Annotated in this window: 21 protein-coding genes, 1 tRNA gene and 3 pseudogenes (1 of these 25 only partly in view); 7 read left to right on the plus strand and 18 right to left on the minus strand. The window is 69.1% G+C overall.

What is annotated here, in order from left to right:
* The first annotated feature begins 308 nt into the window (after nucleotides 1-308).
* Nucleotides 309-557 (plus strand): annotated as a pseudogene (locus E6G06_15510) (IS481 family transposase).
* 145 nt (nucleotides 558-702) lie between these two features.
* Here E6G06_15510 and E6G06_15515 read toward each other — a convergent pair.
* The 18 genes from E6G06_15515 to uvrC form a co-directional block, all read right to left on the minus strand.
* Nucleotides 703-786, minus strand: a tRNA-Leu gene (locus E6G06_15515).
* 64 nt (nucleotides 787-850) lie between these two features.
* Entirely contained in the window at nucleotides 851-2239 is a 1389-nt protein-coding gene (locus E6G06_15520) for a hypothetical protein (protein ID TML88732.1), read from the minus strand.
* Nucleotides 2209-3822 (minus strand): ABC transporter substrate-binding protein, encoded by a 1614-nt coding sequence (locus tag E6G06_15525; protein TML88733.1) that lies wholly within the window; start codon nucleotides 3820-3822, stop codon nucleotides 2209-2211. The genes E6G06_15520 and E6G06_15525 overlap by 31 nt, the downstream gene beginning before the upstream one ends.
* Before the next feature lie 3 nt (nucleotides 3823-3825).
* Nucleotides 3826-4860: a dipeptide ABC transporter ATP-binding protein gene (locus E6G06_15530; protein TML88734.1), complete on the minus strand. Its 1035-nt coding sequence runs from the start codon at nucleotides 4858-4860 to the stop codon at nucleotides 3826-3828.
* A complete protein-coding gene (locus E6G06_15535; GenBank protein ID TML88735.1) occupies nucleotides 4857-5939 on the minus strand; it encodes an ABC transporter ATP-binding protein in 1083 nt (360 codons plus the stop codon). The genes E6G06_15530 and E6G06_15535 overlap by 4 nt, the downstream gene beginning before the upstream one ends.
* A gap of 10 nt (nucleotides 5940-5949) precedes the next feature.
* The gene (locus E6G06_15540) at nucleotides 5950-6918 is read right to left on the minus strand and encodes an ABC transporter permease (protein TML88736.1); all 969 of its coding nucleotides are present in this window, start codon (nucleotides 6916-6918) and stop codon (nucleotides 5950-5952) included.
* Nucleotides 6919-6931: 13 nt separating this feature from the next.
* Nucleotides 6932-7900: an ABC transporter permease gene (locus tag E6G06_15545; protein ID TML88737.1), complete on the minus strand. Its 969-nt coding sequence runs from the start codon at nucleotides 7898-7900 to the stop codon at nucleotides 6932-6934.
* A gap of 83 nt (nucleotides 7901-7983) precedes the next feature.
* Complete coding sequence (locus tag E6G06_15550; protein TML88738.1) at nucleotides 7984-8991, minus strand: hypothetical protein; 1008 nt, start codon at nucleotides 8989-8991, stop codon at nucleotides 7984-7986.
* On the minus strand, nucleotides 8559-9626 hold the full coding sequence (locus E6G06_15555; GenBank protein TML88739.1) for a hypothetical protein: 1068 nt from the start codon (nucleotides 9624-9626) through the stop codon (nucleotides 8559-8561). Before E6G06_15555 ends, E6G06_15550 begins: the two co-directional genes overlap by 433 nt.
* Nucleotides 9627-9676: 50 nt before the next feature.
* On the minus strand, nucleotides 9677-9895 hold the full coding sequence (gene secG / locus E6G06_15560) for a preprotein translocase subunit SecG (GenBank protein ID TML88774.1): 219 nt from the start codon (nucleotides 9893-9895) through the stop codon (nucleotides 9677-9679).
* Between the two features lie 86 nt (nucleotides 9896-9981).
* The gene (locus E6G06_15565) at nucleotides 9982-10770 is read right to left on the minus strand and encodes a triose-phosphate isomerase (protein TML88740.1); all 789 of its coding nucleotides are present in this window, start codon (nucleotides 10768-10770) and stop codon (nucleotides 9982-9984) included.
* A complete protein-coding gene (locus tag E6G06_15570; GenBank protein ID TML88741.1) occupies nucleotides 10760-11866 on the minus strand; it encodes a phosphoglycerate kinase in 1107 nt (368 codons plus the stop codon). Before E6G06_15570 ends, E6G06_15565 begins: the two co-directional genes overlap by 11 nt.
* A gap of 10 nt (nucleotides 11867-11876) precedes the next feature.
* Entirely contained in the window at nucleotides 11877-12830 is a 954-nt protein-coding gene (gene gap, locus E6G06_15575; protein TML88742.1) for a type I glyceraldehyde-3-phosphate dehydrogenase, read from the minus strand.
* Between the two features lie 39 nt (nucleotides 12831-12869).
* A complete protein-coding gene (locus E6G06_15580; GenBank protein TML88743.1) occupies nucleotides 12870-13838 on the minus strand; it encodes a YvcK family protein in 969 nt (322 codons plus the stop codon).
* A gap of 168 nt (nucleotides 13839-14006) precedes the next feature.
* Nucleotides 14007-14855, minus strand: a complete 849-nt coding sequence (gene rapZ / locus E6G06_15585; GenBank protein ID TML88744.1) for an RNase adapter RapZ — start codon at nucleotides 14853-14855, stop codon at nucleotides 14007-14009.
* Nucleotides 14852-15625, minus strand: coding sequence for a class I SAM-dependent methyltransferase (locus E6G06_15590; protein TML88745.1), 774 nt, complete (start codon nucleotides 15623-15625; stop codon nucleotides 14852-14854). Before E6G06_15590 ends, rapZ begins: the two co-directional genes overlap by 4 nt.
* A gap of 142 nt (nucleotides 15626-15767) precedes the next feature.
* The gene (locus tag E6G06_15595; protein ID TML88746.1) at nucleotides 15768-18317 is read right to left on the minus strand and encodes an FtsX-like permease family protein; all 2550 of its coding nucleotides are present in this window, start codon (nucleotides 18315-18317) and stop codon (nucleotides 15768-15770) included.
* Between the two features lie 87 nt (nucleotides 18318-18404).
* Nucleotides 18405-20264, minus strand: a complete 1860-nt coding sequence (gene uvrC, locus E6G06_15600; GenBank protein TML88747.1) for an excinuclease ABC subunit UvrC — start codon at nucleotides 20262-20264, stop codon at nucleotides 18405-18407.
* 38 nt (nucleotides 20265-20302) lie between these two features.
* On the opposite strand from uvrC, the gene E6G06_15605 reads away from it, so the two are divergent.
* From E6G06_15605 to E6G06_15630, 6 genes and pseudogenes are all read left to right on the plus strand, one after another.
* Nucleotides 20303-21754, plus strand: coding sequence for a DUF2079 domain-containing protein (locus tag E6G06_15605; protein TML88748.1), 1452 nt, complete (start codon nucleotides 20303-20305; stop codon nucleotides 21752-21754).
* Nucleotides 21755-21891: 137 nt separating this feature from the next.
* A complete protein-coding gene (gene nadA / locus E6G06_15610) occupies nucleotides 21892-22986 on the plus strand; it encodes a quinolinate synthase NadA (protein TML88749.1) in 1095 nt (364 codons plus the stop codon).
* Between the two features lie 106 nt (nucleotides 22987-23092).
* A pseudogene (pseB, locus tag E6G06_15615) lies at nucleotides 23093-24042 on the plus strand (UDP-N-acetylglucosamine 4,6-dehydratase (inverting)).
* Nucleotides 24039-25115: a UDP-4-amino-4,6-dideoxy-N-acetyl-beta-L-altrosamine transaminase gene (locus E6G06_15620; GenBank protein TML88750.1), complete on the plus strand. Its 1077-nt coding sequence runs from the start codon at nucleotides 24039-24041 to the stop codon at nucleotides 25113-25115. Before pseB ends, E6G06_15620 begins: the two are co-directional and overlap by 4 nt.
* Nucleotides 25116-25124: 9 nt before the next feature.
* Complete coding sequence (locus E6G06_15625) at nucleotides 25125-26198, plus strand: hypothetical protein (protein TML88751.1); 1074 nt, start codon at nucleotides 25125-25127, stop codon at nucleotides 26196-26198.
* 97 nt (nucleotides 26199-26295) lie between these two features.
* Nucleotides 26296-26748 (plus strand): annotated as a pseudogene (locus E6G06_15630) (N-acetyl sugar amidotransferase); it runs 670 nt beyond the window's last position.

Below are 26748 nucleotides of genomic sequence, written 5' to 3' on the forward strand. Positions count from 1 at the left end.
CGTCAAAGCCAACTGGGGATGGCCGACATCTGGATATCTGATCTGGTTGATGTTGCCCTCTTGGGAGACACAGACACTCATCTGCACTCCGTCAACGGTCTGTGAGAAAAGGAAGCCGTTGGGCGGAGAAGAGCAAGTCCCGCCATCCCTCGGAACGAGTACTCGGGGAGACCTCCGCGGGGCACTGTTTCGACCGCTGATCGCAGCCAGCGACGCGGCCGCGACGAGCACCGCCGAGCCGAGGTAGAGAGAGAGTCGCTTCACCCCCCGGCTCCGCCCAGTCGTGGCCGGGTCGACGTGAGCGTCAGCTCGACATCTTCGCCAGCTACTACAACCGCGAGAGGCCGCATCGCGCGCTGCACCGCGGTACGCCGCAGCAGGCGTACAACGCTCGACCCAAGGCAGTTCCCTCAGGGACCCCGCTCATCGACGCGCACTTCCGCGTGCGCCACGACACTGTCGACGCCAATGGCAAGCTCACCCTGCGCCACGGCAGCCGGCTGCATCACATCGGCATCGGCCGGCGCCACCGACGCCGACCAGTGCTGATCCTCGTGAAAGACCTGCACGTGCGGATCACCACCACCGACGGCGAGCTGCTTCGCGACTTCGAGCTCGATCCGACTCGGAATTACCAACCACAGCCCAAACGTGAAGGATGTCCCGAGACACCTGTGCACGGTGTCCCGAGACATCGCAGCGTGTCGGAGGGGGGACTTGAACCCCCACGCCCTTGCGGGCACTAGCCCCTCAAGCTAGCGCGTCTGCCTATTCCGCCACTCCGACGTGGAGCGGTCACTTTACTCGCGGGTGGCTCGAACGGGTGTCTGCCCACGGAGGTGGTCGCCGGTCAGCTCGCTCGCCACCACTCGTACGCGTTCCATGCCGCGGAGGACGCGTACCCGTTGACCCGCACACCCGACAGACCGATGCGCCACGCGACGACGGCGGTGGGCCGCCACATTGGCAGGAGCAGCGCCTCGTCACGCAATCGCACCTCGAGCCGGCGGACCGCCGCCGCGTCACCGCTGTCCGCCGAGGCCGCGAGCACGGTGTCGACATCCCCCCAGCGGCACGTCCAGCACGCGTCGGGTCCGTCGAGGTTGGTCACGATGGCGGCTTGGTACGTTCCCGAGGCGACCCATTGCTGGACCTGATCGACCGGAGCGGTGCGCAGCGCGACGACGCTTCCGGCAGCACGCCCACCCCGTTGCAGCGCCTTGGCCAGCACGCCGGCCATCGGTTCCTCCGCCGCCTCCGTCAGCTCGATCGACCCGGGCTTGCCTGCGGACGGTGCCACGGCCCACGTCGTGTCGCCGGAGCCGGCGAACCCGTTCAAGACGGCGGCCTCGCCGCGCAGCAACGTTGCAACGAACGCGCTCCTGTCGACGAACCGGAACAGCGATCGTCGCGTGTCCGCATTCAGCTGCTTCGGGTTCGCTTGCAGCCCCACCCACCAACCCGTGCGCGTCGAGGTCGCGACGGACACGCCGGGGATCGCCCGCAACTGCTCGGTACGCACCGACGCGCTCGGTGGCATCACCACGTCGAGCTCGCCGCGCGCCAGAAGCTGGCGCGCGGTCACGGCGTCGGGGACAAGTACGAGTCGCACCTCGTCGAGGAAGGGCCCGGGCCCGTCGTACCAACGCGCGTTGCGCCGCAGCACTGCCTCGAGTCCCGGCGTATACCGAGCCTGCACGAACGGTCCGCCCCACAGACCCGGGCGCGGTGGCGACACCGACGAGGTCACCGACCACAGCCGGCGCCAGCCCGGCAGCGGCTGGCTGAAGCGCACCGTGATTCGACCGTCGGGCGCAGGACCGTCGACAGCCACCACGTAGGGCTCGGGCACCCGGCGCAGGTCACCGGCCGTGATCGGCGTGCCGTCGGACCACAATGCGCCTCGCCGGAACCGAAACGTTGCCGACCGGCGGTCGGGCGCGAGCCGATCGGACCCGGGCTCCACGAGGGACGGCTGCCACGAGCCGTCCGGCCGGGCCACGAAGAGCTGCGGGTAGACGAGCGCCCGCACGGCCGCCCCGCCGAGGTTCGTCGCGGCCGCGTCGGGTTCCTCCCAGACACCCACCCGCGCCGTGCCCCCACGCGGGCGCACGACCGCGGTCGAGGTGGAGCTCGAGCGTGCCGGGTGACCTCTGTCGTTCCGGTCCGTGCACGCGGTCAGCGCGAGGGCGACGCCCAGCGCGAGCGCTAGTGCGAACCGGAGGCGGTGGTCAGCCACACACGTGATGCGTCGAAGGTGCCCGCTGCAGTGAGAACCAGGTCGCGCACCCGCGGGGCAACGACCGCGTGCGTGTCGAACTGGGCGATCGGCACCAGGGGGACCTGCTCCATGATCTTGCGCTCGGCTTCCCGGTAGAGCTCAGTGCGTCGGCTCTCGTCGGCCTGCGCACGCGCGCCCTTCAGGAGCGTGTCGATCTCGGGAGAGGAGAACCCGGTGACGTTGTCGGGGAGCCCGCTGACGAACAGCGGTGAGAGAAACGCGTCGGCTGTCGGGTAGGCGCCGATCCAACCGAGGCGGAACAGCTCCTGCTGGCCGCTGACCGCGAACTTCAGGTAGTCGCCGGGCAGATGGGGACGGATCGTGGTGGGGATGCCGACCGCGTTCAGGTTGGCCATCATGTCGAGCGCGATGCTCCGCTGGGTGGGGTCCTCGTCGAAGTCGATCGTGACCGGCGTCGGCGGAGTCACACCGAATACCTGCGCGACGAGCGCCCGAGCCGCCGCCGGGTCGTACCGGCACTTGTCGCCGCAGATGTCAGGCACGTACCCGGGCGTGCCCATCGGCACCACGCCGATGCTGGGCCGCACGGTGTTCTTGTAGACCTTCTTCACGATGGCGTCGCGATCGATGGCGCGCACGATCGCCTCTCGAAAACGAGGATCCGCGAACTTCGGGTTCTTGAGATTGAAGCCGTAGAAGAGCTCGGCCAGATACGGGCGCGACGCAGCGCCGCCACGAGTGCGTCGAACCTCCTCCACCCGGCTGAGCGGGACCGGGCTGAAATCGAGCTGCTCTCGCGTGAACGCGTTGTAGGCCGCCGTCTGATCGCTGTGCAGCACGAGGTCGAGCCCTGCCAGCTGCGCATGCGAGCCGGGCGCCCGCGCGAGGTGGATGACCGACGGGGTCCGCGAGCGCACGACGAATGGCCCGCTTCCGACCGGCTGCTCGGCGAACGGTTTGGCGGGGGGCAGCGCCTCCACCGCCTCCTTGGGGACGATGCCGAAGACCGGGCTCCCGAGAACGGCCGGCAACGACGACAGCGGCTGGTCGAGGTCGATGTGGACGACATTCGGAGCGGGCGCCACGATTCCCGCCAGCCCGGGCGCCGTCCCGTCGACGTTGAAGGCCCGGAAGCCGGTGACCGGTTCGAGCTGGAGCGCGACCGGCGACGTGGAGCCCTTGCGCGCGACGCGTTCGAGTGAGTACTTCACGTCGGCCGAGGTCACCGGGCGACGGTTGGCGAACATCGCACCTTTGCGGAGCGTGAAGTCCCAGTGCTGCTGGTCCGGTGTCGACTTCCAGCTCATCGCGAGGCCGGGACGCACCTTCAGCGTGCGCGCGTCGTAGGAGGTCAGCGACTCGAAGAGCTGGTCCACCGCCAAGAGCTCGGCGAACGAACGGGCCTGGGCGGGATCGAGCGACTGGAGACGCTCGATCGCCGGCTCGCCCTGCGGACCGATGACCCCGACCCGGAGGATCCCACCGCGCCGGGGTTTGTCACCTGCGCCGTTGTCGTTCCCGCCCGTGCACCCCGTGAGTGCGAGCGCGAACGCGACCAGGACAGGGATTGCACGACGCATCGGTCAGACGACCTCGATGGCTTCGGCGAAATGGCACGCGACAGGGTGCGCCTGGCCGCGGTCAACGAGCGCGGGCTCTTCCTCTGCGCAGATGCTCTGCGCCTTCCAGCAGCGCGTGCGGAACCTGCATCCCGACGGAGGGCTCACGGGGCTCGGCACGTCGCCCGTGAGGATGATGCGCCTCCGCTTCCGCTCGCGGACGGGGTCGGGGATCGGGACAGCCGACAGGAGCGCCTGGGTGTAGGGGTGGGCGGGGCGCTCGTAGATCGCGTCGCGCGACCCGATCTCGACGATCTTGCCCAGGTACATCACCGCCACACGATCAGAGATGTGGCGAACGACGGAGAGGTCGTGGGCGATGAACAGGTAGGCGAGTCCCAGCCGCTCCTGGATCTCCTCGAGCAGGTTGATGACGCCGGCCTGGATGGACACGTCGAGGGCGGACACGGGCTCGTCGAGAACGAGCAGCTCGGGGTCGAGGGCCAGCGCGCGGGCGATGCCGATGCGCTGGCGCTGGCCGCCCGAGAACTCGTGGGGATAGCGGTTCACGTACTCGGGGTTCAGGCCCACGAGCGACATGAGCTCCTTCACCCGCTCCTTTCCGCCCATGCTCCACAGGTGGTGCACGTGGAGCGGCTCGGCGATGACCGCGTTGACCGTCATGCGTGGGTTGAGTGACGCGTACGGGTCCTGGAAGACGATCTGGACGGAGCGCCGGAGGTTGCGCATCTCACCCCGGTCGAGGCCAACGATGTCGGTGCCCCGGAAATAGACGGACCCCGAGGTGGCGTCGATGAGTCGGAGGATCAGGCGACCGGTCGTGGACTTCCCGCAGCCCGACTCCCCCACCAGGCCGAGGGTCTCACCCCTGTGGACGTCGAAGGTCACCCCGCACACTGCGTGAACTTCGTCGACGACGCGCCGGAACAGACCGGCGCGCACCGGGAAGTGCTTGACCAGACCACGGACGTCGAGGATCTTCTCGCCCGAGGAGGGCCCGCTCGCGCCGGTGGGCGGGGTGAGCGCGGTGTCCGTCACGGCGTCGCCACGGCGGGGCGAACGTCGTCCGGGCTGGTTCCCGCCACCTTCTCGGCGAAATGACAGGCCGCGCGATGATCGAGATCGTCGACGGAACGTAGCTCCGGCTCAAGGGAGGCGCAGGGCTCCGGCAGCTGCGCGTAGTCGCAGCGCGGGTGGAACGCGCAGCCGGTCGGTACGTGGATGAGCGAGGGAGGCTGGCCCCGGATGCGGTAGAGCCGCATCCCCTCGGCGTTCTGATCGAGGCGTGGCAGCGACGCGAGCAGTCCCAGGGTGTAGGGGTGCTGTGGTTTGTAGAAGATCTGATCAACGTTACCTGTCTCCACAGGCCTGCCCGCATACATCACGAGAACCCGGTCGGCCACGCCTGCCACCACCCCGAGGTCGTGCGTGATGAGGACGATGGCCGAGTTCGTGCGATCCTGCACCCGCTCGAGCACCTCGAGCACCTGAGCCTGGATGGTGACGTCGAGCGCGGTCGTTGGCTCGTCGGCGATCAGCACGTCGGGGTCGTTGGCGATCGCCATTGCGATCATGGCGCGCTGGCGCATCCCGCCCGAGTACTCGTGCGGGTACTGGTCGGCGCGAGCCTTGGGGTTGGGGATGCCGACGAGGTCGAGCAGGTGGAGCACTTGTGCGCGCACGGCTTTGTCCTTCACGTCGTGGTGAACCTGGATCGCCTCGCCGATCTGGTCCCCAACCGTGTAGACGGGGTTGAGCGCGGCGAGTGCGTCCTGGAACACCATGGCGAGCTTCTCGCCTCGATACCGCTGCAGCTCGCGCTCGCTCAGGTCGAGCAGGTTCCGACCCCGATAGAAGATCTCGCCCGTGATGCGCGCCGACTTGGGAAGCAGCCCCAGAACAGCCATCGAGGTGACGCTCTTGCCCGAGCCCGACTCGCCGACGATGCCGAGGACCTCGTTCTCATAGACGTCGAGGGTGACGCCGTCGACGGCCTTGACCACGCCTTCGTCGGTCGGGAACTGCACGCGCAGGTCGCGGATGGACAGGACGGCCTCACCCGAGCCCGACGGAGCGGCGGGCTTCTGCCGATCGACGAACGGGTCGAGGTCGGTCACCGGTACCCGATCAATGCTTCGACTGGGGATCGAACGCGTCGCGTAGGCCGTCGCCGAGAAAGTTCACGGCCATGACCGTCACGAGGATGAACAGGCCCGGGAAGTAGATGAGGTAGGCGTTCGAAGTGCCCACGGCTCCTTCGGACTGCTGCAGCATGTTCCCCCAGGAAACCGTCGGCGGTCTCACACCGAAGCCGAGGAAGGACAGCGTCGACTCGGTCAGGATGGCAAGTGCGACGGCGAGCGTGGCGTTCACGGCGATGGGCCCGATCGCGTTCGGCAGCATGTGACGGAAGATGATCCGCCAGCTCGACGCGCCGGACGCCCTCGCCGCCTCGACGAACTCCTTCTCCTTGAGGGAGAGGAAGACACCACGGACGACGCGCGCGATGTACTGCCAGAAGAGTAGGGAGAGGACGATGATGATCACCGGCACGGAGCCACCGAACTTCTTCTGGGCGATGAGCAGGATGGCGAGCGCGGGCACGACCAGGAACAGATCGGTGAGGCGCATGAGCAGCTGGTCGGCCCAGCGCCCGAAATACCCTGCGGCCGCGCCGATGAGCGAGCCCACCGCGGTGGATACCACCGCGACCGACAAGCCGATCGCCAGCGAGATGCGTCCCGCGTAGATGATGCGAGTGAACTGATCGCGGCCGAGCTCGTCGGTGCCGAACCAGTGCGAGGCCGACGGCCCGGCCTGTGCTTGGGTTTGGGCGATGTTGGGATTCAAGGGATAGCGGGTCACCTGACCCGCGAAGATCGCGCTCAGGTACAGCAAGAGCAGGACCACACCGGCCGCCACCGCCACCTTGTGCTTGAAGAAGCGGCGGCGAAACAGCTGCCACTGGCTTCGGGCGACGGGCTGGAGCACGGTTGCTCCGGCACCGACGTGGGTCGCCTCGGACGCCAGCGCACCGCTGCCGACGGCGGCCGCGGCCTTCGCCTCCGCCGCACCTCCTTTGTCTCGGATCGCCATGGTGCCTCGCTGTCTACGAGAGCCGGATCCTCGGATCGAGGACGCCGTACAAGATGTCGGCCAGTAGGTTGAAGCCGATGATGAAGACCGCCGTCACCATCACCCATGGCAAGAGGACGTTGGTGTCGCCGTCGATCAAAGCGTCGAGGAACAGCTTGCCCATGCCCGGCCAGGCAAAGATCTTCTCGGTGATGATCAGCCCACCGAAGAGCGCTCCGATGTCGATGGCCATCACGGTCGTGAGCGGGATGAGCGCGTTGCGGAGGCCGTGCTTGAGGAGCACCTTCCGCCGCGGCAAACCTTTGGCGCGAGCCGTCCTGATGTAGTCCGACGACATCACGTCGAGCATCGACGACCGTTGATAGCGACTCCACCCGGCGACGAGCTGTACCGAGAGCGTCAGAACGGGTAGCGCCAGGTGCCGCACGTAGTCGAACGGCTGAGGTGTGGCGCTGTGAAGACCCACCGAGTAGAGGATCGGTTGATCGAGATGAAAGATCTGGCGCGGCTCGTACACCAGGAACTGGATCGCCATGAGCGCGAACCAGAAGACCGGCATCGACAAACCCAGAAACGACAACCCCGTCGTGAAGGTGTAGTCGAGCACCGAGTACTGCCGCGAGGCCGAGTAGACGCCGACGGCGATGGCCACCAGGGCGGACAGCAGAATGCCCCAGATGATGAGCTGGAGCGTGTTCCACAACTTGGCGCGGATCTCTTGGGCCGCGCTGCGTCGGGTGATGAAACTGTCGCCCCAGCTTCCCCGCACGAACCCGCTCAGCCACTTCCAGTACTGGGTGGGCAAAGGCTTGTCGAGGCCCAGACGCGCCCGCTCCCGCGGAACGGCCTGCGGATCGCGACTGCCTTGGCGCAGTCGAGCGAGGGGGTCGGTCGTGGCGCGGACGAAGCCGAAGACGAGAACCGACGCGATCAGCAGCACGGGAATCGAATAGGCGACACGCCGTACTACGAACGTCACCATCTCTGCGAATTGTACACAGTTGAATTCGACGCCACGGGCCCCGGCACGGACCCGGGACCCGTGGTCACGTCCTCAGCGAGCAGCTAGCACTTCCCGCCCTTGCAGTACCACTCGTTCAAGTTCCAGAACATGCCGAGCACGCTCGGGTTGTCGATGATGTTGCCGCCCAGCTTTGCCGTGTTGTACACCACGGTGTTCGGGAAGAGCGGGATGGCGGGGACCAGCTCCCCCAGGCGGTCGGCGCCCTGCTTCACCAGGCCGGCGCGCTGGCTCTCGGCGGAGACCTGGTCGACCTGCTTCCAGATCCTGTCGAGCTCCGGGTCACTGATCCGGTAGTAGTTGGTGCCCGACTTGTTGGCATCCGTCGGGATGCTCTCGGTGCAGAAGTTGACGCACTGAGCCGGGCTCTTGCTCGTCGGGACCTGCGCGAAGAGTGCGACCTGGAAGTCGCCGTTCGGCAGCGACTGGCCGAAGAGGATGCTCGAGCTCTGGTTGTCGGTCGTGAGCTCGAAGCCGGCGTCCTTCCACTGACTCTGCAGGATCTGTTCGGTGAGCTCCCTCCGCTTGTTGCCGGCGGTGACCCTGACCGTCAACGACGCCTTCTGACCGCCCTTGGCCCAGATGCCGTCGCTGCCCTTCGCCCAGCCGTCGCCGGTCATCAGGCTGTTGACCTTGGACAGATCCTTGACGTATTGGGAGAACGACTTGGTGTAGTAGGTCTTGTTGCGCGGCGTCGTAAAGGACTGGAGCGGCTGGATGTCCTTGGAGATCGGGCCGAAGAGCCGGTCGACGATCGNCGGACCGCTTGGCTGTTGAGGGGCGGCTTGGAGGTGTTGAACCAGATCGCCTCGTAGGAGAATCCCGGTGTGGTGCTGAACGACGTGTTGGGTTGGTTCTTGAGTGTCGCGAGCTCGAGCTGCACCTGCGGGTAGATGCCATCGACCTGGCCGGTCTTGTAGGCCTGAATCTCCGCGGCCGTGTCGGAAATGACCTTGAACACGACGGCGTCGAGGTTCGGCTTCTTGCCCCAGTACTTGTCGTTGCGGACCAGCTTCACCTCGACGTCCTTCGTCCAGTGATCGAGCTTCCACGGGCCACCGGACCAGGTGTATCCGTCCTTCGTCTCCGCGTCGCGATCCTTGCCGAGGAGAAGGTGACTGGGCCACACGCCGTAGTTGCCGCCGAACAGGTCCTTCCAGTCGGCGTACGGGGTGCTGTAGGTCACGACCGCGACCTTGGGATTGGAGTCGTCGACACTCTCGATGTCCTTGTAGCCGGTCTTGTCGTAGATGTCGGTGCCGTTCTTGGCCTGATCCCAGACGTACTTGAAGTCCGAGGACGTGATGGGCTGTCCGTCGGACCAAACCGCGTCGGCACGGATCTTGTACGTGACCTTCTGCTTCGGGGTGCTCTCGAACGTGGGTTCACCGTCGAGCAGAACACTTGGCTCGTACTCGCCGTCGGGCTTCACGTTGAAGGCCCGCGGCACCGTGTGCTGCTGGATCATGTAGATGTTCCACGAAGCGCCGGCGCACGCCCCCAGCCAGTCGGCGCAGTCGCCATTCTGCTCGGCACCGAGCACGAGGGTGCCACCCTTGGCCACTGTTCCCTGTTCTGTCGTCGGGCTGGCCGTCGTCTTCTTCTTGTCGCTGCCGCAGCCGGCGGCCACGATCAAGGCCGCGAGCAGGGGTACGAGCAGTAGCTTGCCGCCTCGCATGCGTTGCACTGGTTCGGAACCTCCTTGTCCCGAGCCGGGGGGCTCTTGGGGGGGACTCTCTATTGCAGCCGTAAGGCCAGGATGAGCGTCGTGAAGGCGAAGATGATCGCCGTGGCGACGGTGATGCGATCGAGGTTGCGCTCGACCACGGTGGACCCGGCCGCCGCGCTGCCCATGCCGCCACCGAACATGTCGGACAAGCCGCCACCCCGGCCGCTGTGGAGCAGCACGAGCAGCACGAGCATGAGCGAGACGATGATGTGGATGACGACGATGATCGCAGTCAGCACAGTGGTGAACTCTCGTGGGGGCGGACCACCGGAACGAAGGTTACCAGAGGCCTTCGACGGTTCACCGTCAAGCGCTATGCAACCAGCCGGAACCGCACGATTTGAGCGAACGAGTCGGGGTCGAGGCTCGCGCCGCCGACAAGGGCGCCGTCGACATCGGGTCGGCTCATGAGCTCGGCGGTGTTCCCCGGCTTCACCGACCCGCCGTACTGGATGCGAGTCGCGGCCGCGGTGCCCGCGTCGTAGAGGTCGGCGACGACACCCCGCACCGCGGCGCACATCGCTTGCGCGTCGTCGGGAGTTGCGGTCTGGCCCGTGCCGATGGCCCAGATCGGCTCGTAGGCGATGACCATGCCCGCCGCCTGATGGGCCGCGACGCCCGTGAGGCCGGCGCGCACCTGCCGGTCGACCTTGGCCTCGGCGTCACCCGCCTCGCGCTCGGCGAGCGTCTCCCCGACGCACATGATCGGCGTCATCTGTGCGGCGAGCACGGCCTTCACCTTCCGGTTCACCCACTCGTCGCTCTCGTGGAAGATCTCGCGTCGCTCCGAGTGGCCGACGATCACGAGGTCCACAGCCAGCTTGGCCAGCATCGGCGGCGACACCTCGCCGGTGAACGCACCCTTGTCGTCCCAATGGCAGTTCTGCGCGCCGAGCAGGATCGGGATGCGGTCCGCGTCGAGCACCGTCTGGATCGACCGGAGGTCGGTGAACGGTGGGTGCAACGAGACGTCGACTGCGTCATAGTCCGCGGCGTTGAGCGCGTAGCTCAGCTTCTGCACGAACTGGATCGCCTCCAGGTGGTTGTGGTGCATCTTCCAGTTGCCGCTCATGAGCGGCTTCCGCGTCGGCTCAGCGGGCATTGGACGCTCCTCTCAGTGCCGCGAGCCCGGGCAGGTCACCCTGCTCGAGGTACTCCAGCGAAGCGCCACCGCCGGTGGACACGTGGTCGACCTGGCCGTCGAGCCCGAACTTGGCCAGGGCAGCCGCGCTGTCGCCGCCGCCGACCACGGTGAAGCCGGGGCACGCTGCCACCGCTTCCGCCACCGCGCGCGTGCCCGCCGCGAAGCGCTCGTCCTCGAAGACGCCCATCGGCCCGTTCCAGAAGACGGTGCCCGCCTCGACGATGGCGTCGGCGAACTCCGCAGCCGTCCCGGGTCCGATGTCGAAGCCCCTCCAACGTCGGGGAACGTCGCGGCTCACGGTGCGGACCTCGTCGCCGTCGGGGTCGGCAGCCACGATGTCGGACGGCACGAGGACGGGCGTGAGACCGGCGAGGAGCTCCCGGCAGGCGTCGAGCTGGTCGACCTCGAGCAGCGAGTCGCCCACCTCGTGACCCTGGGCGGCGAGGAACGTGAAGCACATGCCCCCGCCGACGAGAAGCGTGTCGACCCGCGCGAGCAGGGCGCGGATCACGCCGAGCTTGTCGTGCACCTTGGCTCCGCCCAACACCGCGACGAAGGGGCGGCGGGGCGCGTGAAGCAGGGTGCCCAACACCTCGACCTCGCGTGCGAGCAGCCGCCCCGCCGCGCTCGGAAGCCGGGCGGGGGGGCCGACGATCGACGCATGGGCCCGGTGGGACGAACCGAAGGCGTCGTTGACGTAGAGGTCGCGGCCCGCGACCAGGCGCTCGACGAACGCGGGGTCGTTGCCCTCCTCGCCCGGGTCGAAGCGCAGGTTCTCGAGCAGCTCGACCTCGGGCGCCAGCTCGGCCAGCCGCGCCCGCACCGGCTCCATCGAATACCGCGGGTCGGGCTTGCCCTTGGGCCGGCCCAGGTGACTGCACGCGGTGACCGAGGCGACGTCGTGCTTCCGCAACCACTCGATGGTGGGCAGCGCGGCGCGGATGCGCAGATCGTCGTCGATGCGGCCGGCGGTGATCGGCACGTTGAAGTCGGCGCGTAGAAGAACGCGCTTGCCGCGTGGGTCGGGAAGGTCCTCGAGTTGGGGGACGCTCAACCGGTGCGGGTCACTTGTTGGCGGAGCCGACGATCGCGGCCAGGTCGACCAGGCGGTTCGAGTAGCCCCACTCGTTGTCGTACCAGCCCAACACCTTGACCATGTTGCCCAACACCATCGTGAGCGGCGCGTCGAACGTGCACGACGCGGGCGAACCGACGACGTCGGACGACACGATGGGGTCCTCGGTGATCTCGTCGACGGTGACGTCCCTGCCGAGCAGGCCGGTGAAGTCAGTGACGGAGCCGTCCTGCACGGGAACCCGGAGGGCGGTGCCATCGAGGCGGCCCTTCATGCTCTCCATCACGAGGCTGGTGGCCCGAGCCGCTCCCGTGGAGGCGGGAATGATGTTGACCGCAGCTGCACGGGCCCGGCGCAGGTCCTTGTGCACGAGGTCGAGCAGGTTCTGGTCGTTGGTGTACGCGTGCACCGTCGTCATGAGCCCCCGCTCCACACCGAAGGCGTCGTCGAGCACCTTGATCATCGGCACGAAGCAGTTGGTCGTGCACGAGGCGTTGGAGACGACGGTGTGCTTGGCCGGATCGAACGTGTCGTCGTTGACGCCGATGACGAACGTTGCGTCGGCACCCGAGGCAGGCGCCGAGATGATCACGCGCGGTGCGCCGGCGTCGATGTGGGCGGCGGCCTTGTCGCGGTCGGTGAAGATGCCCGTGGACTCGATGACCACGTCGACACCGAGGTCGGCCCAGGGAAGCGCCTTGGGGTCGCGTTCGGAGAGCACCTTGAACGAGTCAGCACCGACGCGGATCCCGTCGCCGGTGACCTTCACCTCGTCGTCGAGGCGACCGAAGGTGGAGTCGTACTTCAGCAGGTGGGCGTTGACCTCAGGCGACGTGAGGTCGTTCACCGCGACGACGGCGACATCGGCGCCCGACTTCTTCGTCGCCCGGTAGAAGTTGCGGCCGATGCGACCGAAGCCGTTGATGCCGACGCGTGTTGCCATTTTGTTGGTCCTCCTGTCGTACTGCGGTGTCGACCTCGCCTATCCGACCAGACCGGCGAGGGCGCGGGCCAATTGTGCGGGCTCGTGGGCCAAACCGTCGGGCCGTGCCACGGGCGCCTCGATCCACTCGATCTGGATCTCGCCCCTCGGCAGACCGTGGGGGTCACAGAGCACCACGTCGACCTCGAGCCCGTGCGACCGGAGGGCCTCGACGTGTGCGGCGACGTCGAAGCCGGCCGTCTCGGGGACCTGCTCGCGGAGGTTGGCGACGTAGACCTTGCGCCCCGGCGTCGTGTCGAGGGCCCGGCGGAGCGCGGGCACGGCGACGACGGCGAGGACGCTGGTGAAGAGCGAGCCCGGCCCGATCACCACCTGATCGGCGGCGGCGAGGGCCTCGAGCGCCGCGGCCGGAGGCGCCGGGTCGGCGGGTACGAGCGACACGCCCGAGATGCGCCCCGCCTGCTGCACCGCGGTCTGACCCTCGACCGACACCCCCTCGGCCACGGCCTTGAGCACCACCGGCTCGCGGGTGGCCGGGTGCACCCGGCCCGCCACGCCGAGCAGGTGTCCGGCGGCCTCGAGGGCGACGCTGAAGTCGCCGGTCGCGTCGGTGAGACCGGCGATCACCAGGTTGCCGAACGCATGACCCTCGAGCTCGCCCGCCTCGAAGCGGTGCTCGAAGGCGCGGGTCCACAGCGAGTCGGGGTCGGCCAGCGCCACGAGACAGCGGCGGAGGTCGCCCGGCGCGGGCATGCCGAGGTCGTGGCGCAGGCGCCCGCTCGACCCGCCGTCGTCCGCGACGGAGACGATCGCGCACACGTCATCCGCATAGCGCCGAACGGCCTGCAGGGTCGACGCCAACCCATGCCCCCCACCGAGCGCAACGACGTTCACATCACCACCCCCGCAACGCGCGCGAGCGGGTGGCGGGGAGGCCACGGGTGGCGCGTAGGGAGGGGCCCCACGCCGCAGCGAAGCGAGGGCGTGGGGAGGGACCCTGAGCGACAGGACCCGTGGCCGGTCACGTCAGCACCCAGCAACGCGCGCGAGCGGGTGGCAGCGAGGCCACGGGTGGCGCGTAGGGAGGGGCCCCACGTCGCAGCGCAGCGAGGACGTGGGGAGGGACCCTGAATGACAGGACCCGTGGCCGGTCTCATGACGGGACCCGCGACCCCCTCAACGCCCGATGTCTCGGTGCAGCACGCTCGGAGCGAAGCCGCGCGCCGCCATCCGCTTGGCCAGCTCCTCGGCGATGACCACCGAGCGGTGACGTCCACCCGTGCACCCGACCGCGATCGAGAGGTACGACTTGCCCTCCTTCACGAATGCCGGCAACAGGAGCCCGAGGAGCTCGTCGAGCTGGGCGAGGAACGCGTCGCTCTCGGGCTGCCCGAGGACATAGGCGCGCACGTCGTCGTCGAGCCCGGTCTGCGGTCGCAGCGCGTCGACCCAGTGCGGGTTCGGCAGGAAGCGCGTGTCGAACACGAGGTCGACGTCGAGCGGGAGGCCGTGCTTGTAGCCGAACGAGACGACCGACGTCTGCAAGCTGGCCCGAGTCTCGCGCCCGAACAGGTCGAGCAGCCGGTCGCGCAGCTGGTGGACGTTGAGCTCGGTGGTGTCGACGACCACGTCGGCCTGGGCCTTGACCGGCTCGAGGAGCTGCCGCTCGCGCTCGATGCCCTCCCATACCCGCTCGCCCTCGGCGAGGGGGTGACGCCGGCGGGTGTTCTCGTAACGGCGGATGAGCACCTCGTTCGACGCCTCGAGGAACAGAACGCGAACGTGGGCGCCGGTCTTGCGGAGCTGGTCGAGCGCGGGTGCGAGCTCCTCGAGGTAGGCGCCGGTGCCAACCGCCAGCGCGACCCGCTCGGTCGTGGAGCCCGGCGCCTGCACGAGCTCGGCCACCTTGGCGATGAGGGTCGGGGGAAGGTTGTCGATGACGAAGCAGCCCAGGTCCTCGAACGTGTCGGACGCCTGCGATCGTCCTGCACCCGAGAGACCGGTGATGATGACGAACTCGCTCACGTCCGTCTCAGGATACCGACGCCCCCCACCTTCTCGGCACGGAGGAACAGCAGGCGGGGAATCGTCGCCGCCTCGCGGTATTCCGCCGCTCGGGCAAGGAACCCCGGCGGTGGCGCCGGCTCCTCCATGCGCGTGACCAGCAGGCCGGCCGCGATCATCGCGTTGACGTAGCGCGACAGCGGTCGGTGGACGAACGGGATGAAGACGCCCTTGTCGACCTCCTCGAGGGACGTGTCCTCCACGAGGTAGGGACCGATGCGCCAGTACTGCTCGGGCGGGTCGAGCACCTGGTCGTCGATCCAGCCCGAGCCGGGCACCTGGAGCAACGGGTGGTTCATGAAGAACAGGAAACGGCCTCCCGGCCGCAGCACCCGCCCCACCTCTGCGATCGCGGCGTCGAGCGGCTCGATGTGCTCGAAGACCAGGCAGGCGACGACGGCGTCGAATCGCCCGTCGCCGAACGGCAGCGCCGCCGCGCCCCCGCGCACGTAGACGGGCCCGCCGGCGCGAGCGACCGCGACCTTCAACTGCGCCCACGCAGGCTCGACGCCGACGACGCGCGTGTGTGGAGCCGACACGCAAGCGAGGCGAGCAACCTGTCCCTCGCCGGTGCCGACGTCGAGCACCTCCTGTGCTCCCGCGAGATGGTCCGCCGCGAGCGGCAGGATCTGTTCGGCATATTCGGGGTCGGCGCCCTCGGTGAACGCGTCCTGCCACCAGCCGGCGTTCAACTCCCAGGGGTCGCCGCCCTGCCGTGGCTTCCGGGCCATGGATCGTCAGTGTCCCCGAAATGGGGGGCCGATGCGGCCACCAGACGCCCGCGCCTGCTCGCTGACCCCGCTTCTTGTAGCGCTAAACCACCCTCACGTGGTTGAGCGCACCAAGAAGCGAGATGCTCCGTCGAGCTGTACGTCAGGCGGGGCCGGAGCCCGCGCCCCGCATCGACGCGTGAGCCCTTTCGTCCCACGACAGCATGCCGGCCACCGCCCATCGACTCGACCGACGGGCGGGGACGGCGGCCGCCACCAACGCGAGCACGACGGCGCCCAACACGATGAGTGACAGCAGCGCAGGCGGGACTGCCGGGCGGGTCGCCGCACCGATGTCACGGGCGAAGACGGTGAAGCCGGCGCGCCCGGCCGCGATGCCGATGGGGAGGCCGACCACGAGACCGATCAGGACGACGACGAGCGCGTGCCAGCGCACCGATGCTCGCAGCTGCCGAGGCACGGCTCCCACCGCGCGCAGCACGGCCAGCTCACGTCGGCGGGCCCGGGTGCCCGACGCGATGCCCGTGACGACGCTGACGGCCATCGTCAGGCCGAGGAGACCGGCGAGAAGCGCCGGCACCCGCCGGCTGGCGGCGACGTCGACGACCGTGGCCGGGCGGACCGGCTCGGCATAGCTGGGGGGCGGGACGTGGAACGGGTCCCACCCGGGGAGGTCGTGGCGAACCTTGGCGAGGAAGGACGCAGGGTCGGCGCCCGCGGCCAGGTCGACGGCGACGAACCCGGCGAGGTTGTCGGCAACGTCAACACCTCCGACGACGGCCGCGAAGAGCGGGGACGAGATCAAGGCGCCGGTGCCGAGCGACGCCCGGTCCGACTCGAACGGTCCGATGCTCGGGAGCACCACGAGACCGGTGACGCGGGCCTTGCGCTTGCCCCGGGACGTCGCGACGGTTGCCTCGTCCCCCACGTGAAGGTGGAGGTGCCGGGCGGTGATCGACCCCAGGGCGATCTCGTGGTCGCGGCGCGGGGCGCGGCCCGAGATGATGAGCGCGCGGGTGAACGCGTCGAAGCCCCGACGCCCGGCGACGAAGGGAACCGTCTCGCCGTTGATCGCGAGGCCTCCCGACATCGCGGCAAGGCCCCACCGCTCGACGTCCGGGCGGTCGAGGGTCTTGGCGACCGCGGCGAGGTTCGTTTGGCCGTAGCCCGCGTTCACGAGCGCACCGATGTCGAACGGCCATCCGAAGCGCGCAGGGGTGTCGAGAAAGCGAACCAAGCTGGCGCTGAAGACCAGCGTGGCGGTCGCCGCGGCCACGGCGATGCCGACGCCCGCGAGCAACGCGTTGGCACCGCCCCCCACGGTCGCGGCCCGAATGCCCAGCGCGAGACCCGGCGATCGCCCTGCGCCAGGGAAGGAGCGGCGGGGCGCCGGCGTCCGCCCGGCGGTGGCTGCCGATGACCTGACGACGCGATGGGCGGCGACGGTCACGCCGATTCCCAGCAGAACGGTTGCCGCCGCGACCGTGAGCACCGTCGCGATCGAGAGGTGGCGCGTGCCGGCGGGTACGACGGCCCGCGCGCTGGCGACCGGACCCAGCGGTGACGCGAGCCATGCGACGGCGACCGACCCGAAGAGGCCGGCGACGACAGCACCCGTGGGTGGCAGCGCGAGCCCGAGCGTGCGGCGGGTAGGCGAGATCCCGAGCCCGCGCCAGACGCGCACGTCGTCCCCACGCAGGCGGAGGAGCCGGCCGATGAGGAGGAGGGCGACGGCGATCGTGGCCATCCCGGCGACGGCTCCGAACGCTCGGAGGGCGGTGACGACCGGTGACAACGACTTCTGCACCCGTGCCGAGTCGTCTGATCGAAACGACGGGATGACCTCGTAGCCGATGTGGTTGTCCTGCATGGCGCGGGGAAGCCGCACGTTCTCCTGGCGGAAGCGGGCCGCCAGCGCGTCGGCGAAACGAACCGCGCCGGCGTCCCCGCCGCGTACGCGCAGGGAGAAGTAGCGGTACGACAGCGCGCATCCGGGAGGCACGAGCGTGGGCGCCAGCTCCTCGAGGGAGCGGAGGTCGCCGGAGTCGGGCTGGTGACGCGTGCAATCGAAGGGGCGCGCCACCTCCGAGGTCACGAGGAGCTTCTCGCGCGGGAAGAGCTCGTCGGGCAGGACCTCGTCTTGGAACACCCCGATGCCGACGACGCGGACCCGGACCGCGCCGATCGGCCGCGGGGCCGTCGGGGCGTCGGGTCCCGCGAAGCTCTCCTCGTAGAACGACACCGGCAAGGTGTCGCCCACGGTCACACCGAGGGCCGCGGCGGCTCCGCGACTGACGAACGCCTCCTGTCCCGACTTGATCATCCGTCCCGAGTCGACGGCGGGACGGTCCTGGTCGACGTAGCGACCGTCGTGGGACGCGCGCACTTGCCCGAAGTCGGAGGTGCCCTTGCCCGCCGACGCGTTGAGAAGGGAGTCGCTCCTCACCCGGACCACTCCCGGCACAGACCGGATGAGCGCCTCGGTCTTCTCGGTCACCAGGCTCGGGTTCACGACGAGCTCGCCGACCGCGGCGCGGTGGAGATAGTCGGGGTAGGCGTGCCGCGTGCGCTCGGCCACCTCGAGGCTCGTCAGCGCCGCGCCCACACCGCCCGCGAGCACGAGTGCGATGACGGCGAGCGCGGCCCGGCGCCGACGGAATCCCTCGCGCGCCAGCGCGACCGCCACCCCCATGTCGCAACCGTACCGACGACGATCAGGCCGGACCAGGACGTTGACCGGTGTCGCGCGGGGGGTGCCACCACCTCGTGCGGCACCGGCTCAGGGCAGGTGCACCTTGGCATGTACCGCGCGCGCCACCGCGTCGGGAAGCCAGGCCAGCGCCTCCAACTCCTCGAGCGACGCCCTTCTCACTCCCGCCACGCCGCCGAGCTCCTTGACCAGGCGCTTCTTCCGGGCCGGCCCCAGACCGGTGATGTCGTCGAGCACGCTCTTCGTCATGCGCCGGTCGCGCAACGTGCGGTGATAGGTGATGGCGAAGCGGTGGGCCTCGTCGCGGATGCGCTGCAGGAGGTAGAGGGCCTCCGACTGCCTGGCAATCCGGATCGGATCGGCCTGGCCGGGCACGAACACCTCCTCGAAGCGCTTGGCCAGCGCCGCGACCGAGATCTCGTCGTCGAGCCCGAAGTCCTCCACCACCTTCATGGCCACGCTGAGCTGACCCTTGCCGCCGTCGACGAGGAGCAGGTTGGGCGGATACGAGAACCTGCGGCGTCGCGCCTCGCCCGGGGGACGGTCGCGCTCGGCCTGGAGCGCGGCGAGCCTCCGGGTCAGCACCTCCTCCATCGCCGCGAAGTCGTCGTTGCCCGACACCGAGCGCACCTTGAAGCGGCGGTACTCGCTCTTCTTGGGCAGCGCGTCCTCCATCACGACCATTGAGCCCACGTAGTCGGTGCCCTGGATGTGGCTCATGTCGTAGCACTCGATCCGCAACGGGGCGTCGGGCAGGTCGAGCGCCTCCTGCAGGGCGTTGATCGCGCGCGCCCGGGCGTTGTGGTCGGCGGACCGCTTGAGCCGGTGGCGGACGAACTCCTCCTTGGCGTTCTGCGTGACGGTCGCCTGCAACGACCGCTTGTCGCCCCGCTGCGGCACGCGCACCGTGACCCGCGAGCCGCGCTGGCCGGTGAGCCACGTCTCGTACAGCGCCTGGTCGTCCGGCTCGACCGGGACCAACACCTCCTTGGGGACGCCCAGGGCGGCCTCGTGGTACAGCCCCTCCAACACGTGGCTCACCAGACCGGCCGGGGTGACGTCCTCGACCTTGTCGACGACGAACCCCTTGCGGCCCACCACTCGGCCGCGGCGCACGTAGAAGACCTGCACCGAGGCCTCGAGCTCGTCGTCCGCGATCCCGATCACGTCGAGATCCTCGGGTCGGTCGGTGACGACCGCCTGCTTCTCGATCGCCTTCTGCACGCTGGCCAGGCGGTCGCGGAGGCGCGCGGCGCGCTCGAACTCGAGCTGGTCGGCCGCCTCTCGCATGTGCGCGTCGAGCCGGCGGAGCACGGGTTGGGTGTCGCCGTCGAGGAAGTCGATGAGCTCTGCGACGAGCGCGTCGTACGGCTCCCTCTCGATGTTGCCGACGCACGGGCCCGCGCACTTCTCGATGTGGAAGAGCAGACACGGCCGGCCCTGGCGATGGTGCCGTTCGAACTTGTTGTCGGAGCACGTGCGCACGGGGAAGGTGCGGAGAAGAAGGTCGAGGGTCTCGCGGATCGCGTACGCGTGGCCGTAGGGCCCGAAGTAGCGCGTGCCCTTGCGCTTCTGGCCCCGCATCACCATCGCCCGCGGCCACTCGTCGCTGAGGGTGATGGCGAGGAACGGGTAGCTCTTGTCGTCGCGCAGCCGGATGTTGAACCGAGGCCGGTGCTCCTTGATGAGGCTGTACTCGAGCATGAGCGCCTCGACGTCGTTGCGCACCTGGATCCATTCGACGCTCTCAGCCGCCTGCACCATCTGCGCGGTGCGCGGTGGGAGCAGCGCCGGGTTGCCGAAGTAGTTGCTCAGCCGCGACCGGAGCGACTTCGCCTTGCCGACGTAGATTACGCGACCGTCACGGTCCTTGAACTGGTAGGACCCGGGTGCGTCGGGGATGGTGCCGGCAGGCGGCCGCTGGAGCACACCTCAATCGTGCCGCACCCATCGTCGATACTGGTTCGATGGCTCCGTCGGTGGCCCCGCCCACCGCGCCCTCCCTCGACCGGCGCTCTCCCTACCTCGACCTTCGGCCCTGCGTGCTCGCCGTGGCAGCCCTGCTCGGCCTGCTCGCCCTCGCGCTCGAGTGGTACCGCTTCTCCAGCTACCGGTCGCTCACGATGGACCTCGCGGTGTTCGACCAGGCGGTCTGGAAGCTCGCACACGGCCACTCGCCCGATGTCACCGTCATCGGTTGGAACGTCTTCGCCGACCACCTCTCGCCGGTGCTGCTGCTGTTCGCTCCCCTCTACCGGCTGGCGGCAACACCGCTGTGGCTGTTCCTCGCCCAGGCGATCGCGTTCGCGACCGGGTTCCTCGCGGTGCCTTCGCTCCTGCGCGCCGCCGGTGTCGACGCCCGGCTACAGCGCGGCTTCCTGGTCGCCTACGCGGCGACGCCGCTGCTGTGGAACGCGCTGCTCGTCGACTTCCACCCCACAACGCTCGCGGTGCCGTTCCTCGTCGTGGGCCTCGCCGCCGCGCTGCGCCACGACCTTCGCATGCTGGCCCTCATGTCGGTGGCGCTGCTGCTCATCCGCGACGACCTCGGGCTCGCCGTCGCCGCGATGGCACTGGCCGGTTGGACGGCTGCCCCCTCGACGCGCGACCGGCGGCAGCGCGTCGCGCTCGCGGCCGTTGGCCTGGCCTGGGTGCTCGTGGGCGGCGCGGTCGGCAGCGCGCTCGGTGCCAGCCGGCACTGGGTGCCGCGGTACGGCTACCTCGCGGCCACACCGGGAGACGCCCTGCTCCACCCCTGGCGCACGCTCCCCCGCCTCGTGCTCGGCCTGGGCCGGGTGGACAACCTCACGCTCGTGGTGATCTGCCTCGGGGCGCTGGCCATCCTGCCCGTCCTGAGCCCGCGCCGGCTGCTGCTCGCGGGCCTGGTCGCACTGCCATTTCTCACCGCCCAGGACGCGAACCTGCACACGTTGCGCTTCCATTACGAGGCCCCGGTACTGCCCTTCCTGCTCCTTGCGGCCGCGACCGGCGTCACGCGGCTCGACGCCGAGCGCGCCCGCGCCGCAAGCCGGGTCCTGGTCCCGGCCGTCACCGTGATCGTGCTGCTCGCGCTGGGCCCGCTCGACACGAAATCACTCACTGACGAGACGGTCGCCGCGGGCGACGCCCGCCGTGCGCTCTCGTCCGTCGGCCCCAATGACCGGGTGGTGGCCGACGACCAGCTCGCCCCGCACCTCAGCCAGCGCGACTTCCTGCTGCCCTACCCGTATCCGTTCGCCGAGGCGCGCCAGCCGTTCCCGATCGCGGCGTCGGTCGCACGCGTGTCGCCTGAGGTGGCCGCCACCATCGACACGGTGGCCATCGCCGCGCTCGACGGGCCGCCACCCGAGCTGCCCGGCTTCACCTCTCACCGCTACGGCACCGTCGTCATCTACCGCCGAACGGGCGACGCAAGGTGACCGTCAGGCGTACACTCGGGCTACGCCGGCCTGGTTTCCGGCGACATATCAGCTCCGAGGCCGACAACCCCGCGGATGGGCGACCAGGCTGTCCCCGCCGGCCGTAATCGGAGCTCCTCAGCGGAGGTCCGCTCCTCATGCTCAGAATCCAGACGGCGCTCCCCGAGCGCTACTCCGGTGCAACCGACGACGCCTTGGCCGCGTGGATCGCCGCGGCCAAATCGACGCTCGGGTCGCGGCTGATGATCCTCGGCCACCATTACCAGCGCGACGAGGTGATGCGCTGGGCCGACGCTCGGGGCGACTCCTTCGGGCTGTCGCGGCTGGCGGCCGACAACCGCTCCGCCGCGTACATCGTGTTCTGCGGTGTGCACTTCATGGCCGAGTCGGCCGACATCCTCACCGCCGACCACCAGCAGGTGATCCTCCCCGACCTCAACGCAGGATGCTCGATGGCCGACATGGCCGACATCGACTCGGTCGAGGAGGCCTGGGACGCCCTCGATGCGATCACCGACATCGAGCAGCTGGTGCCGATCACGTACATGAACTCGTCGGCCGCACTGAAGGCATTCGTCGGCCGCCACGGTGGAGCCGTGTGCACGTCGTCGAACGCGCGGGCCGTCGTCGCGTGGGCCCTGGGACGCGGGGAGAAGCTGCTCTTCTTCCCCGATCAGCACCTGGGCCGCAACACCGCCTACGACCTCGGCTTCCACGAGGCCGACATGCGGGTCTGGAACCCGAAGTTCGAGGTCGGCGGGCTCGAGGAGCGCGAGGTCAAGGACGCGACCTTCCTGCTCTGGAAGGGGCACTGCTCGGTGCACCAGCGCTTCGGCGTCGACCACATCGAGGCGTTCCGTGCGGAGCACCCGGACGGCATCGTGATCGTTCATCCCGAGTGCTCCCACGACGTGGTCGAGGTGGCGGATCAGGTCGGCTCGACCGACTTCATCATCCGAGCCGTCGAGGCGGCGCCCGCCGGCTCCACTCTCGCGGTCGGCACCGAGATCCACCTGGTGCAGCGGCTCGCCTCCGAGCACCCCGACCGCACGGTGGTGTCGCTCGACCCGCTCATCTGCCCGTGCTCCACCATGTTTCGCATCGACGCCGCCCACCTGGCCTGGGTGCTCGAGAACCTGGTCGACGGGAGGGTGGTCAACCGCATCACCGTCGACGACGAGACCGCAGCGTCTGCCCGGGTGGCGTTGGAGCGCATGCTGGCGATCGTCTGATCGGCCCAGCGCGTCTCACCCGGTTCAAGTCGCCGAGCTCACGCGACGACGGTGATAGTGCTTCGGGTGCACCTGCCCGGACGTCGGGCGGGGCAGGATAGGGAAGATGGACCTTTCAGGCGCGACGATTCTGCTCACCGGCGGGACCGGCTCCTTCGGTAACGCGTTCGCGCGACGAGTGACCCGCGACTGGCCCGATTCGGTGGTGCGGGTGTACTCGCGCGACGAGCTGAAGCAGTCGGAGATGCTCAGCCGCTTCGGCGACGCGGCGACGTCCGTGATCGGTCCCGCATGACCCGAGCGGCGGAGGGAGCCGACATCGTCATCCACGCCGCGGCCATGAAGCAGGTGCCGGCGTGTGAGTACAACCCGTTCGAAGCCGTGCGCACGAACGTGCTCGGCGCACAGCACGTGATCGACGCTGCCATCGACGCGGGTGTGCAAAAGGTGGTGGCGCTCTCCACCGACAAGGCCGTGAACCCGGTGAACCTGTACGGCGCCACGAAGCTGTGTGCAGAGAAGATCGTCGTGCAGGGCAACGCGTACGCGTCGCTCTCCAAGACGCGACTCTCCTGCGTCCGGTACGGAAACGTGGTCGGTTCGCGAGGATCGGTCGTCCCCGTCTTCCGCCAGCAGGTGAGTGAGGGCCGCCTCACGATCACCGACGAGCGCATGACGCGCTTCTGGATCACCCTCGAGCAGGCCGTCGACCTCGTGCTCTTCGCGCTCGACAACATGGTCGGAGGCGAGGTGTTCATCCCCAAGATCCCGTCGATGCGGGTGGTCGACCTCGCCGATGCGATGGCGCCGGGACTGCCCCGCGAGATCGTCGGTATCCGGCCGGGCGAGAAGCTGCACGAGCTCCTGCTCACGGTGGACGAGAGCCGTCACGCCGTCGACGCGGATGGTGTGTACGTGGTCCTCCCCGAGCACCCGTGGTGGGACGACCACCCCCGCTGGCTGGACGGAAAGCCGCTCGACGACGGCTTCGTCTACTCGAGCGACCGGAACGAGTGGTGGCTCACGCGGGAGGAGCTCACCGCCATGCTCCCGTGATCCCGTACGGGCACCAGTCGATCGACGACGACGACATCGCCGCCGTGGTGAAGGTGCTGAAGAGTGACCGCTTGACCCAGGGCCCCTACATCGACGAGTTCGAGGAGGGGCTGGCCCGGCGGGTCGGTGCCCGGTTCGCGGTCGCGTTCGCGAACGGAACCGCGGCGCTGCACGCGGCCGCGGCGGCCGCGGAGCTCGGTCCACGCGACGTCGTCGTCACGTCGCCGCTCTCGTTCGCAGCCAGCGCGAACTGCGTCCGCTATGTCGGCGCAACGCCGGGCCTCGTCGACATCGACCCCTCGACGTTGAACCTCGACCCCCACCGGATCCCGCAGGACTGTGCCGGCCTGGTGGCAGTGCACTACGCCGGACTGCCCATGCACCTCGCCGCGCTCCCCCACCGGCCGCCCCTGGTCATCGAGGACGCGGCTCACGCGCTCGGTGCGATGACGCCCGATGGCCCCGTTGGCAACTGCGCGCACTCCGACATGTGCGTCTTCTCCTTCCATCCGGTGAAGGCCATCACGACCGGAGAGGGTGGTGCGGTCACCACCAACTCCTCCGATCTGGTCGACCGGTTGCGGGCGTTCCGCCATCACGGGATCGTGCCCAAGCCCGCGGGCGGCGGTTGGTACTACGAGATCGACCACCTCGCCTACAACTACCGGCTCACCGACATCCAAGCGGCCCTGGGCACGAGCCAGTTGGGCAAGCTCGACCGCTTCGTCGCCCGGCGACAGGCGTTGGCCGTCGCCTATCGCGAGCGCCTCGCCGGGCTCTCGCTCGAGCTCCCGCCCGAGCCCCCTCCGGGGTTCACGCACGCGTACCACCTGTTCCCGGTGCGCGTACGCGACCGTCGCCGCGTCTACGACGGGCTGCACCGGGCGGGCATCGGCGTGCAGGTGCACTACGTGCCGATCTACCGCCACCCGATCTACCGCGACGCCTTCCCCAACGCCGCCTTCCCCAACACCGAGCGGGCCTACGAGGGTCTGCTGTCGCTGCCGCTCTTCCCGGACCTCACCGAGGTCGAGCAGGACCTCGTCGTGGAGGTGCTCGCTGGCCTCCTGTGATGCGAGCGGGTGCCCCCGACGGTGAGCACCCTGTGCGTGATCCAGGCGCGGATGGGGTCGACGCGGTTGCCCGGCAAGGTCCTCGCCGACCTGGGGGGGCGGCCGATGCTGCAGTTCATGCTCGAGCGGCTACGCCGGCTGCCCGTCTCGGAGCTCGTGGTGGCCACCAGCACGGAGCCGGGCGACGACGCCGTCGCGGCGCTCGGCGCGACGCTCGGTGTGCGCGTCGTGCGAGGGCCGGAGCACGACGTCCTCGCCCGTTTCGAGCAGGCCCTGGAAGCCCATCCGGCGGAGCACGTCGTGCGGCTCACCGGCGACTGTCCCCTCGCGGACCCCGAGGTGATCGTCGCGACGCTCGAGCTCCATCACGAACGCCATGCGGACTACACGTCGAACGTGATCCCCCGCACGTTCCCGAAGGGCCTCGACGTCGAGGTGGCGCGCGCGGAGGCCTTGCGCGTCGCAGCCGCAGAAGCAGAAGACCCGGCCGAACGCGAGCACGTGATGCCGTTCCTGTACCGCCACCCCGAGCGTTTCCGGCTCGCGACCCTGCGCGGCCCCGAGCTCCTGGGCCACGAGCGCTGGACGGTAGACACCGCGCACGACCTCGAGATCGTACGGCAGGCGGTCGACGAGCTCGACGCGCTCGACGTGGCCGCGTACAAGATCGCCTCGTTCGAGCTCGTCGACCTCCCGTTCCTGCGCTACGTCGGGTCGAAGCGTCGCCCACTCGTGCTCTCCACCGGCATGGCGACGATGGGGGAGATCGAAGACGCGATCGAGGCGGCGCGGGCCGGGGGCGCAGAGGACTTCGTCGACGACCGAACCATCGGCATCGTCCGCGTCGACGTCTCGGCGGCGGTCGGCGAGGTGGCCGTCGTCGTGGCACCCGGTCAGGGTGGGCCGGCGCGGGGTGGAGAGCTTGTCGAGCTGCTGCAGCGCGAGCTCGCGGGCGACCTCCAGGTTCGAGCCTTGACCGCGAACGTGCCCGCGCACGACGAGTCGACACGGAGAGTGCTCGAGGCCGCAGGCTTCGCCTCGGACGCTTCCGGGTCGCGCTTACGCTGGGACAACGTGGCGTGACGCTCAATCGCCATCGCCGAATGGTCGACAATGGAGGGAGCGAGCTCCGTTCAGACGGGTGGGAGACAAGAGTGTGATCCGGTACTGCCGGCACTGCGTGATGCCCGAGACCAAGCCCGACATCCTCTTCGACGAGGAGGGGGTGTGCAGTGCCTGCCGCCACTTCGAGCGCAGGCAGGAGGTCGACTGGGACGCGCGGCGTGACGAGCTGGTCGAGATCCTCGACCGCTACCGCTCGACCAACGGTGCGAACTACGACTGCATCATCCCCGTGAGCGGTGGCAAGGACAGCACGTTCCAGACGATCCGGATGCTCGAGCTCGGTGCCAACCCGCTGTGCGTGACCGCGACCACCGACAAGCTCTCCGACATCGGTCGCCGGAACATCGAGAACCTCAAACAGCAGGGCGTCGACTACATCGAGGTCACGACGAACCCGGTCGTGCGACGCAGGATCAACCGGCTCGCGCTCACCCAGGTCGGCGACATCTCCTGGCCCGAACACGTGACGATCTTCACCGTTCCGGTCCGCATCGCCGTCCAGCTGGGC

This window comes from Actinomycetota bacterium (genome assembly GCA_005888325.1).
Classification (GTDB): Bacteria; Actinomycetota; Acidimicrobiia; order Acidimicrobiales; family AC-14; genus AC-14.

Bases quoted from the DNA above. Each gene is read 5' to 3' on its own strand.
- E6G06_15525 (TML88733.1), bottom strand. From the start codon at position 3,822: ATGCGTCGTGCAATCCCTGTCCTGGTCGCGTTCGCGCTCGCACTCACG.
- E6G06_15540 (TML88736.1), bottom strand. From the start codon at position 6,918: ATGGCGATCCGAGACAAAGGAGGTGCGGCGGAGGCGAAGGCCGCGGCC.
- E6G06_15545 (TML88737.1), bottom strand. From the start codon at position 7,900: ATGGTGACGTTCGTAGTACGGCGTGTCGCCTATTCGATTCCCGTGCTG.
- E6G06_15565 (TML88740.1), bottom strand. From the start codon at position 10,770: ATGCCCGCTGAGCCGACGCGGAAGCCGCTCATGAGCGGCAACTGGAAG.
- gap (TML88742.1), bottom strand. From the start codon at position 12,830: ATGGCAACACGCGTCGGCATCAACGGCTTCGGTCGCATCGGCCGCAAC.
- E6G06_15590 (TML88745.1), bottom strand. From the start codon at position 15,625: ATGGCCCGGAAGCCACGGCAGGGCGGCGACCCCTGGGAGTTGAACGCC.
- E6G06_15595 (TML88746.1), bottom strand. From the start codon at position 18,317: ATGGGGGTGGCGGTCGCGCTGGCGCGCGAGGGATTCCGTCGGCGCCGG.
- E6G06_15605 (TML88748.1), top strand. From the start codon at position 20,303: ATGGCTCCGTCGGTGGCCCCGCCCACCGCGCCCTCCCTCGACCGGCGC.
- nadA (TML88749.1), top strand. From the start codon at position 21,892: ATGCTCAGAATCCAGACGGCGCTCCCCGAGCGCTACTCCGGTGCAACC.